Source organism: Stenotrophomonas sp. YJH_SMC_36 (genome assembly GCF_059369935.1).
This window is the reverse complement of the sequence record NZ_JCAFTD010000001.1, coordinates 675,101-687,983: the sequence shown is the minus strand read 5'-3', so window position 1 is coordinate 687,983 and position 12,883 is coordinate 675,101. Positions and strand designations below refer to the sequence as shown.

General features: G+C 67.3%; 11 protein-coding genes. 4 read left to right on the top strand and 7 right to left on the bottom strand.

The window, feature by feature from the left end; genetic code table 11:
- Positions 1-14 precede the first annotated feature (14 nt).
- A complete protein-coding gene (gene thrS, locus AC5P76_RS02970; protein WP_065175534.1) occupies positions 15-1,916 on the bottom strand; it encodes a threonine--tRNA ligase in 1,902 nt (633 codons plus the stop codon).
- A 431-nt stretch (positions 1,917-2,347) separates the two neighbouring features.
- On the opposite strand from thrS, the gene AC5P76_RS02965 reads away from it, so the two are divergent.
- Genes AC5P76_RS02965 through AC5P76_RS02955 form a run of 3 tightly spaced genes read left to right on the top strand, consistent with a single transcriptional unit; the run spans position 2,348 to position 4,477 of the window.
- On the top strand, positions 2,348-2,644 hold the full coding sequence (locus tag AC5P76_RS02965; RefSeq protein WP_053518685.1) for a hypothetical protein: 297 nt from the start codon (positions 2,348-2,350) through the stop codon (positions 2,642-2,644).
- Complete coding sequence (locus AC5P76_RS02960) at positions 2,644-2,907, top strand: hypothetical protein (protein ID WP_053518684.1); 264 nt, start codon at positions 2,644-2,646, stop codon at positions 2,905-2,907. The genes AC5P76_RS02965 and AC5P76_RS02960 overlap by 1 nt, the downstream gene beginning before the upstream one ends.
- Positions 2,908-2,917: 10 nt before the next feature.
- Entirely contained in the window at positions 2,918-4,477 is a 1,560-nt protein-coding gene (locus AC5P76_RS02955; protein WP_128988813.1) for a PepSY-associated TM helix domain-containing protein, read from the top strand.
- Between the two features lie 37 nt (positions 4,478-4,514).
- On the opposite strand, the gene AC5P76_RS02950 is transcribed toward AC5P76_RS02955, so the two are convergent.
- Positions 4,515-5,705 carry a glycoside hydrolase family 18 protein gene (locus AC5P76_RS02950; RefSeq protein WP_253118687.1) on the bottom strand — a complete coding sequence of 397 codons (1,191 nt, stop codon included), beginning with the start codon at positions 5,703-5,705 and terminating at the stop codon, positions 4,515-4,517.
- 248 nt (positions 5,706-5,953) lie between these two features.
- Here AC5P76_RS02950 and AC5P76_RS02945 point away from each other — a divergent pair, with 248 nt between their 5' ends.
- Complete coding sequence (locus AC5P76_RS02945) at positions 5,954-7,012, top strand: serine hydrolase domain-containing protein (protein WP_197571686.1); 1,059 nt, start codon at positions 5,954-5,956, stop codon at positions 7,010-7,012.
- Here AC5P76_RS02945 and AC5P76_RS02940 read toward each other — a convergent pair.
- The 5 genes from AC5P76_RS02940 to rbfA form a co-directional block, all read right to left on the bottom strand.
- Positions 6,981-8,543 (bottom strand): winged helix-turn-helix domain-containing protein, encoded by a 1,563-nt coding sequence (locus AC5P76_RS02940; protein ID WP_253118686.1) that lies wholly within the window; start codon positions 8,541-8,543, stop codon positions 6,981-6,983. The genes AC5P76_RS02945 and AC5P76_RS02940 overlap by 32 nt on opposite strands.
- Positions 8,544-8,679: 136 nt before the next feature.
- Positions 8,680-10,788 (bottom strand): polyribonucleotide nucleotidyltransferase, encoded by a 2,109-nt coding sequence (gene pnp / locus AC5P76_RS02935; protein WP_053518678.1) that lies wholly within the window; start codon positions 10,786-10,788, stop codon positions 8,680-8,682.
- A gap of 151 nt (positions 10,789-10,939) precedes the next feature.
- Positions 10,940-11,200: a 30S ribosomal protein S15 gene (rpsO, locus tag AC5P76_RS02930; protein ID WP_005417886.1), complete on the bottom strand. Its 261-nt coding sequence runs from the start codon at positions 11,198-11,200 to the stop codon at positions 10,940-10,942.
- 172 nt (positions 11,201-11,372) lie between these two features.
- Positions 11,373-12,281, bottom strand: a complete 909-nt coding sequence (truB, locus tag AC5P76_RS02925; RefSeq protein ID WP_253118685.1) for a tRNA pseudouridine(55) synthase TruB — start codon at positions 12,279-12,281, stop codon at positions 11,373-11,375.
- A 111-nt stretch (positions 12,282-12,392) separates the two neighbouring features.
- Entirely contained in the window at positions 12,393-12,776 is a 384-nt protein-coding gene (gene rbfA, locus AC5P76_RS02920) for a 30S ribosome-binding factor RbfA (RefSeq protein WP_053518676.1), read from the bottom strand.
- Positions 12,777-12,883: the final 107 nt, after the last annotated feature.

Here is a 12,883-nt window from a genome sequence, read left to right as displayed (position 1 = left end):
GACCGGACCTTTGCTTACGCGCCCTCGGCCTGGAGCCGCTCGATGAAGGCCTGCAGGCTCATGCTGCCCAGGTCTTCGCCAGAACGCGTACGCACCGCCACAGCCCCATTTTCCTTCTCGCGGTCACCAATGACCAGCAGGTAGGGCACGCGCTGCAACGTATGCTCGCGGATTTTATAGCCGATCTTCTCGTTACGCAAATCCGAGCTGACGCGGAAGCCTTGCTCCGCAAGGGTTTTGGTCACGCCCGAGACGTAGTCGGCCTGGGCGTCGGTAATGTTGGCCACCACCACCTGGGTCGGCGCCAGCCAGGCCGGGAACTGGCCGGCATGGTGCTCGATCAGGATGCCGATGAAACGCTCCATGGAGCCGACGATCGCCCGGTGCAGCATGACCGGGTGCTTCTTCTGGCTGTTCTCGTCCACGTACTCGGCGCCCAGGCGGCCGGGCATCATGAAGTCGACCTGCATCGTGCCCAGCTGCCAGGTACGGCCGATGGCGTCCTTCAGGTGGTACTCGATCTTCGGGCCGTAGAAGGCGCCCTCGCCCGGCAGTTCCTGCCACTCCACGCCGCAGCTGGCCAGCGCCGAGCGCAGTGCGCCCTCGGCCTTGTCCCAGGTGGCGTCATCGCCCAGCCGCGATTCCGGCCGCAGCGCGATCTTGATCTGGATCTCCTCGAAGCCGAAGTGCCGGTAGACCGCCAGCGCCTGCTGGTGGAAGGCGGTCACCTCGGATTCGATCTGCGCCTCGGTGCAGAACACATGGCCGTCGTCCTGGGTGAAGCCGCGCACGCGAAGGATGCCGTGTAGTGCGCCGGAGGGCTCGTTGCGGTGGCAGGAACCGAACTCACCGTAGCGGATCGGCAGGTCGCGGTAGCTGTGCAGGCCCTGGTTGAACACCTGGACGTGGCCCGGGCAGTTCATCGGCTTGACCGCGTAGGTGCGCTTCTCCGACTCGGTGAAGAACATGTTGTCCTGGTAGTTGTCCCAGTGACCTGACTTCTTCCACAGGCTCACGTCCAGGATCTGGGGGCAGCGCACTTCGCCATAGCCGCTGTTGCGATAGACCTTGCGCATGTACTGCTCGACCACCTGCCACAGCGCCCAGCCCTTGGGGTGCCAGAACACCAGGCCCGGCGCCTCTTCCTGCAGGTGGAACAGGTCCTGCTGCTTGCCGATGCGGCGGTGGTCGCGCATTTCGGCTTCCTCGATGCGCTTGATGTAGGCATCGAGCTGCTTCTTGTCGGCCCAGGCGGTGCCGTAGATGCGCTGCAGCTGCTCGTTCTGCGCGTCACCACGCCAGTACGCACCGGAAATGCGGGTCAGCTTGAAGGCCTTCAGGAAGCGCGTGTTCGGCACGTGCGGGCCACGGCACATGTCCACATACTCCTGGTGGTAGTACATGCCCATGGCCTGGATGTCGTCGGACATGTCCTCGATCAGGCGCAGCTTGTAGTCCTCGCCACGCGCCTTGAAGATCTCGATCACTTCCGCGCGCGGCGTCATCTTCTTGATGACGTCGTAGTCCTGGGCGATCAGTTCACCCATGCGCTTCTCGATCGCGGCCATGTCGTCCGGGGTGAACGGGCGCTCGGAGTAGATGTCGTAGTAGAAGCCCTCGGCGATCACCGGGCCGATGACCATCTTCACGTCCGGGTACAGCTGCTTGACGGCATGGCCGACCAGGTGGGCGCAGGAGTGGCGGATGATCTCCACGCCCTCCTCGTCCTTGGCGGTGATGATGCGCAGGCTGGCATCGTGATCGATGACGTCGCTGGCATCGACCAGCACGCCATCGACCGAGCCGGCGATGGTCGCCTTGGCCAGGCCGGCACCGATCGACTGGGCGACGTCCATGACGCTGACGGGGTTTTCGAACTCGCGGCGGCTGCCGTCGGGAAGGGTAATGTTGATCATCGCAGTGGCTTCGTGCGGGGGCCCGCGCTGCGGGCTGGAAAGCGGCTCCGGGCAGGCGCCCGGGCAATAAAAAAGCGCCGCGAGGGCGCCTGGAACGCAGGGCCTTCGGGGGCAGGTCAACCGTGGGCGGTGGTAGTGCTCATGTCGCACGCTCGGCCGGCGCTGGGCGCGGGCCACCTTGTTCCAGTCAGGATAATGACTGCGATTTTAGACCAGTGCGCGGGAAAGCCCAAGCACTCCCCGTCGCGCCCCTGAATGGCCGTCGCTGGCAGCTTGAAATCGCAATGATTACCATATCCAGGCAGCCCGCCCCGTGCCAGCCTGCCCGCTTTCCCCCAGGACCTCGTGATGCGCCACCCGCTCCGACCGGCCTACGCCGGCCCCGCCCGTGTCCCGCGTTCGCCGCCCTCGCGCCGCGCAGGCTGCCGGCAATGATCACTGTCGGCCTTTCCACGCTCGGCTTCTGCAGCCTGGGCGTGCTGTCTGCGATGTTCTCGGCGACGGCCTTCTATGCCGCCTCGCCGCATTGCCGCTGGCCGCGCCTGCGCCGGGCTGGCCGGCTTGGCCGACAGATCGGCCTGGTTGCCGCTGCGGCCGCACTGTGGCTGTGGATGGCCGAACTGGGCTTCGCCGCCGGGCTGGTGGCGATGCTGTGCACCTGGATGCTGGCGGCGATGCTGCTGCCGGCCATCGCCGCCTGGCACCGCCCCGGCGCGGAGCCGCGCTGATGTGGGCCCGCGCCCTCGCCGGCATCTTCGCCGGCTTCCTGCTGGCCGCGGCCGCCACCGGACTGGTGGCCTGGCTGCCGCCCGGCCCATGGCAGCACGCCCTGGTACCGGCCCTGATCGCCTTCATCCCGCTGTGGATGCTGGCCGCCCTCTGGGCGTTCAGCTTCCGCCGCGCCGCGCACGCCTGGCTGGCCCTGGCCGGCAGTGCTGGCGCCGGCTTCGCCGTGCTCGGCCTGCTGCGCCTGGCCGGTGCGGTGCAATGAGACCGTCCCCATGAAGTTCTCCTCGCAGACGCTGCGAACGTTCACCACCCTGCACACCTGGGTCGGCCTGGTCGCCGGCTTTGGCCTGTTCGTGGCCTTCTATGCAGGCGCCCTGACCCTCTTCCACCATGACCTGCCGTTGTGGCAGACGCCGGGCGCGGCGACGGCATTGCCCGCGGACCTGGATGACGCACAGCACCTGCTCGAGGACGTGCTGGCAGCCCACGCGGAGGCACGCCGCCATGTCGGCATGACCTTCCCCGGCACCGACCATCCGCAGCCGCTGGCCTACTGGCAGACCGATGACGGCAGCTGGCGCTATGCGTGGCCGGGACACACCGCCGGCAGCCCGACGCCGCCGCAGACCGGTCTGGCCGAACTGGTCAACGAGCTGCATTACAGCCTGGGCCTGCCGGTGGCCGGCGTGTATGTAATGGGCATCGTCAGCCTGCTGTACGGCATGGCCCTGCTCAGCGGCCTGGTGATCCACCTGCCGAAACTGCTGGGTGACCTGTTCGCGTTGCGCCCGGGCCGCAACCTCAAGCAGCAGTGGCAGGATGCGCACAACGTGATCGGCGTGCTCAGTCTGCCCTTCCATCTGATGTTCGCCGTTACCGGCGCCCTGCTCTGCCTGGCGTTCGTACAGATGGCACTGCTCAATCCGCTGATCTTCGATGGCAAACTGCTGCAGGCCGTGCCGACCGCGATGGATACCGCTCCGGTGCGCGAGGCCAGCGGCGTTCCGGCACCGCCGGGCAGCCTGCAGGTCCTGCATGCGCGCGCCCTGGAAGTGGCCCGCGCCCAGGGCGTGGCCAACTTCGAACCGGCCTATCTGAAACTGGCCAATGGTGGCGACGCAAAGGCCACCATCGAGATCACCGGCGAATCCACCGGCACGCTGGGCCCGCTGGGGGCGGTCGCCCTGGACGTGGCCACCGGCGACGTGCTGGCCACGCAGCTGCCGGGCCAGCGCGATGCCAATCACGCTACGCTGAGCGCCGCCTATGCGCTTCATTTCGGTGAGTTCGGCAACGGCGTGGTGGTCTGGTTGTACTTCCTGATGGGGCTCGGCGGCGCCTTCCTGTTCTATTCCGGCAACCTGCTGTGGATCGAATCGCGACGCAAGCGACGCCAGCCCGAGCAGTCGCGTGCGGCCGTCAACATGGCGCGTGCCACCGTCGGTGTCTGCATCGGCCTGTGCGTGGCGATCTCGTTGGCGTTCGTGGTGGCGCTGGTGCTCGAACGCGCAGCACCCGCGGCGGTCGACCCGGGCATCCGTTGGGCCTGTTTCAGCAGCTGGGCCGCGTGCGCGCTGTGGGCATTCCTGCGCAGGCCCGCACAGGCTGCCCGGGAACTGCTGTGGGCCGCTGCGGCCGCGACCGCGCTGGTGCCGGTCCTGCATGGTGCATTGAACGGTGACTGGCTGTGGCGTGCCGCCGCTGCCGGGCACTGGCCGCTGTTCTGGATCGACGCCGTCGCCCTGGCGATGGCCTTCGGCTTTGCGCGCCTGGCGCTGGCCAGCCAACGCCGGGCGCGCAACGGCGACCCCAACAGCGTCTGGGCCGACTGACCGCCCCGCCGGGCCATGCCGGCGGAGCGCGGCGCCTTCAATCGCCCACGCGGGCCTTGTGCCAGGGCGCCAGCATCGCGTTGAGCAGGCTGGCCTGTTCATCGTCGCCGGTCAGCTCCCACATGAAGACACCGGCCAGCCCCTGTTCGCGGGCGACCTGCGCCCGCAGGCCGATCGAACGCGGGTCTTCATAGCTGATGAAGACGTTCTCCCGCGGGTTGTACAACCACGGGCTCTGCGCCTGCGGGTGCCAGTGCCTGGTCCAGCCCGGCTGATCGAGGTAACGCGCCTTGATCACCCGCCAGTCGCCGGCATCGGCCGGCGCACTGTAAGCCTGGTACAGGCCGTCGGCAGTCTCCCCGGTCACCTTGAAGCCGCGCCCGTAGAACGGCACGCCCAGCACCAGTTTGTCCGCCGGCACGCCATGTTCGCGGTAGTACTGCACCGCACCGGCCACGTTGTTCCAGCGCCGCAGTTCCGGCGCCAGCGGGTCGGCCGGCACTTCATGCAATGGCGCGTTGAAGGTCGACACGGCCGAAAAACCGGTACCCATGTCGTAGCTCATCAGGTTGATGAAATCGAGTATCCGGGCCAGCGCCGGCAGGTCGTAGCTGGCGGCGGGATCATAGGGGCCATCGGTCTGCAGCCGGCCAGCGGCCAGCGCGGCGGTCAGCAGCATCGGCTGCCCTGCCCTGCGCCCGTACGTATCGAGCGCGGTACGGAACGCCTGCGCCAGGCGCGTCATGTTGGCCCGGTCCTGCGGACGATGCGCCAGTTCCCTCGGGCCGCCACTGACCGGGAACTCCCAGTCGATGTCCACGCCGTCGAAGCTGCCTGCGTGCCGTTCGAAGAACAGTGTCATGCAGGAGTCGACCAGGCGCCTGCGGCTGGCTTCGGTCAGCGCGGCATCGGAGAACCCACCGGCGCCCCAGCCGCCGATCGAGATCAGCGTGCGCAGATGCGGATGCGCTTTTTTCAGGTCAGCCAGCTCGGCAACGTTCTTCGATGCGTCCGCACCGATCACGCATCGGCCGTCTTCGATGGTGGAGAACGCGTAGAACAGATGCGTCAGGCGCTCGGCTGGAATGCTCGAAACCGGATAGCGCCCGGCCGAGCCACCGGGGTAGTAGGCGCCGAAGATCGGCGACTGCGCCGGCGCAGCGTGCACTGCGCCGGGCACGGCAGCGGTGACGAGTACGGCAAGGACGGCCAGGGGCTGGCGGAACATGGGATCTCCCGGTTCGAAGGCGCAGCCACGGTAGCAAACCGATCACGCCCCGGCGCGGCTTCATCGAATGTCGTCCACTGGACAGGCACGGACGCCCGCAGGATGACATCGGCATGTCCCTGACGCCCCACGGCAGGACAGCGCGCTGCCGTCGCCGGTACTGGCCCTTCAGAATTCTTCAGACACGCTTCCAGCACTTCAGCGAAGGACCGGGCTCAATCCAGTCTCCTTTCCGATGGAGCCCGACCATGCGTCCGTTGATGCCCTTCCTCCTTCTGCTGCTGGCATTCATACCCCACACCACCGGCGCCGCAACGCCTGCCTCCGTCCGCCTGCCCGCCCTGGAGCAGGCCATCGCCCGCGATGACCTCAAGCAGATCCGCAGCGTGCTGCTGCAGGTCGACGGCAACGTCGTCTACGAGGGCTACTTCAACGGCGCGGACGCGGGCACCCTGCACGATGTGCGCTCGGCCAGCAAAAGCGTGACAGCACTGCTGATCGGCGCCGCCATCGGCGAGGGGGCGCTGCCGGGCGTGCAGGCCCGGGTCTACGACTACTTCCCCGGATTCACCGCGCGCCACGTCGTCGACCCGCGCCTGCGCGCCATCACCCTGCAGGATCTGCTGACCATGAGCAGCCTGTGGGAATGCGACGACGAGAACCCATTCTCGAGCGGCCACGAAGAGCGCATGTACGTGAGCGAGCGTTGGCTGGACTTCGCCCTGTCCCTGCCGGTGAAGGGCTTCGCGCCCTGGATGCAGCGACCGGAGGACAGCCCTCATGGCCGTTCCTTCGCGTACTGTACGGCCGACTCGTTCGTGCTCGGCGCCGTGCTCGAGAGGGCCACCGGCATGCCACTGTCGGACTATGCCGCCCGGGCACTGGAGCGTCCGCTGGGCATCACCGAGAGCCACTGGAACCGTTCACCGGAGGGCATCGGAATGGGAGGCGGCGGCACGCGCTACCGCAGCCGCGACCTGGCGCGGCTGGGGCAGCTGGTGCTGGATCAGGGGCGCGGCAATGGCCGGCAACTGGTTCCCCGTGATTTCATCGCTGCAATGATCCAGCCACAGGCCCGCACTGGCGATGGCAGCGAGTACGGCTACCAATGGTGGGGCCTGCAGCTGACGGTGCAGGGCAGGCAGCGGACCGTGTGGGCGATGTCCGGCAACGGCGGCAATTATGTCTTCCTGATTCCTGACAGGAATGCCGTGGCCGTAGTCACCAGCCAAGCCTACAACCGCAGCTTCGCCCATCCGCAGTCGCGGCGGATTCTCACTGAGTTCCTGCTTCCGGCACTGCGCTGAGACCGGACAGATCGGAGGGTCGCCATGCGGCGGCGAGGACCTGCGCGCGCTGCCTGGCGACATCCGCATCGATACGCGCCAGCAGCGGCTCCCACTCCGGCGCGCTGCGCAGCGGAGCATACAGCGGCGTGGCACGCAGCCATGCCGCATCGCGGAAGCCATCGTCCACCGCTTGGTGCAGCGCGGCCACGGCGGCCTTCGCATCACCCACCGACTGCAACAGCAGAGCCCGCTCGAGCGCAGCATCGGCCCAACCATCACCACTCCCCGCCGGCAGGCGCTGCAATCGCGCACGTGCCCATGCCGGATCGATGGCCGTCGATCCGTACAGGCCCGCCAGCGTCTCTCCCAACGATTGCTGCGGCCGCAGCCGGTGCGCCGTCGCGAACGCCTCGGCCGCCGCCGCGGTGTCACCGGCCAGCAATGCCAGTTCTCCCTGTAGGCGCAGCAGCTGGGGGTGTGGTGTGCCACGCGTCAATGCGATGGCCAGCTCCTCCCGGGCGCGCCCGGCGGCCCCGGCAACGTACAGGCTGCGCGGCCACGCGATGTTGGCGAACACGTTGTCCGGGTAAAGCTGGAAGTTGCGCGCATGGCGCTGCGCTGCCGCCTGGGTGAAACCGAGCAGTTCCATTTCGCGCGCCACCTGCACATCACGGAAGCGGATGCGTTCGGGTGCCTTGAGCGCGAGGTTGGCGCGCAGCGCCAGCGACAGGTAGCCCTGCTCCTGCTGCAGGTAGGCCAGCGATGCGCGGGTGCGCTCGTCCGCAGGATCGAGCTGGATCGCGCGCGCGTAGTCGGCTACCGCATCGTCCATCCGCCCAAGGCAATCATGCGCATACCCGCGCAGGGCGTACGTGGCACCGTCATGCGGCGCTCGTGCACGTTCGGAGTCGGCCAGCGCCAGCGCTTCGCGCATCTGCTGCGGAGAACCGTTGAACAGGCATCCCTGCGCCGACAATGCACGTGCCAGCCCACGCCGGGCCGCGCTGGATTCTGGATCGACCTGGAGTGCCTGGCGGTAGAGGGCGATCGCGCGTTCGTTGTTGCTCGCCTGGCCGATGCCGGCGTAATAGTCCGCGCGCTGCAGCAGGGACGTCGCTGCGGCGGGCGGAGCCTGGTCCGGCCACGCCAGCACCGCCACCGCCAACCCGCCCACCGCCACCAGCGCTGCAGCCCACCACCAGCGCCCTCGTGACGATCCGATCACTGGCGGCGGTGCCATCGGTATCGGTGCGGCGCACAGCTGATAGCCGCGCCCGCGCACCGAACGGATGTAGCGCGGCCGACGGCTGTCATCGCCGAGTGCCTGCCGCAGCAGTTTCACCCGCTGACTGACCGCATCCTCACCAACCACCGCAGGTGCCCAGACCTGGGCCGCCAACGTGTCGAAATCCACTACACGGGTGCCGTGTGCAAGCAGCACGTCGAACAGGGTCCAGCTCAGGCCACTGATGGGCAGGGCCTCACCGGCCCGGCTCACGCGCTGCGCCGGGCGGTCGATGTCCAGGTCGAGCAGGCGCAGGAGGTCCATGACAACAGCATAGCGGCAAGCCCGCTCAGGATGCCGGACAAAGAAAAAGCGGGCCGAAGCCCGCTTTCTCATTCCAGCGATGTCAGCGGCGGTGCTCAACCCGGGTTGACACCTGCCGTGATCGACCGTGGGTCGATCATTCGGCGCTGGCGCCCTCGCCTTCTTCCACGGCCTTCATCGACAGGCGGATACGGCCCTGCTTGTCGACTTCCAGCACCTTGACCTTGACCACATCGCCTTCCTTCAGCTTGTCGCCGACCTTCTCGACGCGCTCGCTGGAGATCTGCGAGACGTGGACCAGGCCGTCCTTGCCCGGCAGGATGGTGACGAACGCGCCGAAGTCCATGATCTTGGCGACCTTGCCTTCGTAGATGCGGCCCGGCTCGACGTCCGAGGTGATCTGCTCGATGCGGGCCTTGGCGGCCTGGGCAGCGATCGCGTTGACCGAGGCAATGACGATGGTGCCGTCATCCTGGATGTCGATCTGGGTGCCGGTTTCCTTGGTGATGGCCTGGATGGTCGAGCCACCCTTGCCGATCACTTCGCGGATCTTGTCCGGGTGGATCTTGATGGTCAGCAGGCGCGGCGCGTAGTCGGACAGTTCCGAACGCGGAGCGGTCAGGCCGTGGGCCATTTCGCCCAGGATGTGCAGACGGCCAGCCTTGGCCTGCTGCAGCGCCTGCTTCATGATCTCTTCGGTGATGCCTTCGATCTTGATGTCCATCTGCAGGGCGGAGATGCCCTCAGCGGTACCGGCCACCTTGAAGTCCATGTCGCCCAGGTGATCTTCGTCGCCCAGGATGTCGGACAGGACGACGAAGCGGTCACCTTCCTTGACCAGACCCATGGCGATACCCGCCACCGGGGCCTTCACCGGCACGCCGGCGTCCATCAGGGCCAGCGACGAACCGCAGACCGAGGCCATCGACGAGGAACCGTTCGACTCGGTGATTTCCGAGACGACGCGGATGGTGTACGGGAAGGCTTCCAGCGACGGCATGACAGCCAGCACGCCGCGCTTGGCCAGGCGACCGTGGCCGATCTCGCGGCGCTTCGGACCCATCATGCGGCCGCACTCACCCACCGAGAACGGAGGGAAGTTGTAGTGGAACAGGAAGTTTTCCTTGTACTCACCGGCAACGGCATCGATGACCTGACCGTCGCGGGCGGTGCCCAGGGTGATGGTCACGATGGCCTGGGTTTCGCCGCGGGTGAACAGCGAGGAGCCGTGGGTACGCGGCAGCACGCCGGTCTTCACGGAGATCGGGCGGACGGTATCCAGCGCACGGCCGTCGATGCGGACCTTGGTGTCCAGCACCGAGTCGCGCATGGTGCGGTATTCCAGTTCGCCGAATTCCTTCGACAGCTCGGCCGGGTTCCAGCCTTCGGCAGCCACGCGGCCGGCCAGGGCTTCGACCACGTCCTTCTTGATCGCCGAGATGGCATCGCGACGCTGCAGCTTGTCACGCACCTGGAAGGCTTCGCCCAGGCGCGGGCCGATGGCTTCCTTCAGGGCGGCGATCAGCGCTTCGTTCTTGGCCGGGGCTTCCCAGGTCGACGGCTTGGTGCCGGCTTCGACGGTCAGCTCGTTGATCGCGTTGATGACCTTCTGCATTTCGCGGTGACCGAAGGTCACGGCGCCCAGCATCACTTCTTCCGACAGCAGCGCGGCTTCGGATTCGACCATCAGCACGGCGTTGGAGGTACCGGCAACGACCAGTTCCAGCTGCGAGTCAGCCAGTTCACTGACGGTCGGGTTCAGGATGTACTCGCCGTTCTTGTAACCGACCTTGGCAGCGCCGATCGGACCCATGAACGGAGTGCCGGCCAGAGCCAGGGCCGCCGAAGCACCGATCAGGGCCGGAATGTCACCGTCCACGTCCGGGTTCAGCGACATCACCGTGGCGATGATCTGCACTTCGTTCTTGTAGTCTTCCGGGAACAGCGGACGGATCGGACGGTCGATCAGACGCGAGATCAGGGTTTCCTTCTCGGTCGCACGGCCTTCGCGCTTGAAGAAACCACCCGGAATGCGGCCGCCGGCGTAGAACTTCTCCTGATAGTCGACGGTCAGCGGGAAGAAGTCCTGGCCTTCGCGCGCGCTCTTGGCGGCGACGGCGGTGACCAGCAGTACGGTGTCGTCCATCTTGACGATGACGGCGCCGCTGGCCTGACGGGCGACTTCGCCGGTCTCAAGCGTGACGGTGTGCTTGCCGTACTGGAAGGTTTTGGTGATTTTTGCCACGGAGGGTGTCCTTGGGGATGCTGTCTGCGAATTTGGACCGTCGGCGACCCTTGCCGCCAGCGGGTGACCGGATCGTTCCGGCCTGAATCGGGGATTGCGGTACTACAAAACAAAACCGCGGCGCATCGCTGCGCCGCGGGGGATTCGTTGCTTAGCGACGCAGGCCAAGCTTCTCGATCAGGGCCTTGTAACGCTCGACGTCCTTCTTCTTCAGGTAGTCGAGCAGGCTGCGACGGCGGTTGACCATCTGCAGCAGGCCGCGGCGGCTGTGGTGATCCTTCTTGTGGGTCTTGAAGTGGCCGGTCAGCAGTTCGATGCGGGCGGTCAGCAGGGCCACCTGGACTTCCGGGGAGCCGGTGTCGGCGGCGCTGCGCTTGTTGTCTTCAATGACCTTCTGGGTGTCGATCGACATGTCTTTTTCTCAGTGATGCGTGGCCGGCAGGAACGCGCTTCGCGCACCGCCAGGCTCGCCGTGGACTACAGGGATGAAACCTGCGCGGGGCAGGCTGCCAGAAAATGGCCGCGAAATTGTAACGGCCAGGGGCTCCGGGGACAAGGACCGGGGCTGAACCGCCCCGCCCTGCTCAGAGGTTGAAGCGGCGCTGCGGGGCCAACAGGCCACTGTCATCGACCTGACCGAGGCCCTGGACAGCGGCGTCCGGACCGAACACCGCCACCAGACCGCGCGGCCAGCCGGCATCGCGCAACCGCTGCCCCATGCAGAACCGTTGCGTCTGGCCGGCGTCCAGCTCGACCCGCGGATACCCGGCCAGACCGTCGGCCAGCGGCAGCAGCAGCGCATCCATGGCCGCCAGGTCGCCCGCTTCGACCATGGCCCGCAGCTGGTCCAGGGTGACCATCGCCGGCTCGCGGAACGGCTCCACCCACAGCCGGCGCAGGGCGCTGATGTGCGCACCACAGCCCAGCGCCTCGCCGAGATCACGCGCCAGGCTGCGGATGTAGGTACCCGAGCCACAGGTGACGCGCAGGCGCAGCCGCTCGGGCTGCTGTTCCAGGACCTCGATGGCATGCACCTGGACCTGCCGCTCCGGCGCCTCGATGGCGTCGCCGCGGCGGGCCTTCACGTACAGCGGCTCGCCTCCCTGCTTCAGCGCTGAATAGATCGGGGCCCGCTGGCGGATGCTGCCGGTCAGCTGTGCCAGCGCGGCCTGCAGGACGTCAGCAGTGATCTGCGGCACCGGGCGCTGCAGCAGCACCTCGCCTTCGGCGTCATCGGTGTCGGTGGTCTGGCCGAGCACGATCTCGGCGTCATAGGCCTTGGCCGAGCCCAGCAGCAGGCCGGCGATCTTGGTCGCCTCGCCGAAGCACAACGGCAGCAGGCCGGTGGCCAGCGGGTCGAGACTGCCGGTATGCCCGCCCTTCTCGGCACGGAACAGGCGGCGCGCCACCTGCAGGGCAGCGTTGGAGCTCATGCCGGTCGACTTGTCGAGCAGCAGGATGCCGTCCAGGCGGCGGAACTGAATTCGGGTCATGACAGATACGGGTGTAGCGCCGGACCATGCCCGGCAAGCGCGCGGCGCGGCCTGCATCAGACATCGCGCAGCCGGAATGCAGCAACGCCGGGCATGCCCGGCGTCGCGCGGTTATTCTTCGTCGCTTTCGCGGCGCTTCTCGGCAGCCACGGTGTCGGGCAGATCGCGCAGGATGTTGTCGATGTGCTCGCCCCGATCAACGGAGTCGTCGTAATGGAAATGCAGCTCCGGCACGTGACGCAGCTTCATCGCCCGGGCCAGGTCCATGCGCAGGCGATAGCCCAGTTCCTTCAGGCCGGCCACCGCTTCGGCCGAACGTTCCGGCATCAGCGCGGTGACAAAGACCTTGGCATGGGCCATGTCGCGGGTGATTTCCACGTCGGACACGCTCACCGAGGGCAACCCGTGCTCGCGCACGGCGTTGTGCACCAGGGTGCCGAGTTCACGGCGCAGCTGGGCGGAGACACGGTCGGTTCGATGGAAAGTCTTGGGCACGCGGTCGGGCTCTTGAATTGAATGTGACCCGACCAAGGTCGGGCCCTACCGGGAGAGACGGCCCGACCGGGGTCGGGCGCCACCAGGGGTGGACCCGCCCGCGAGGG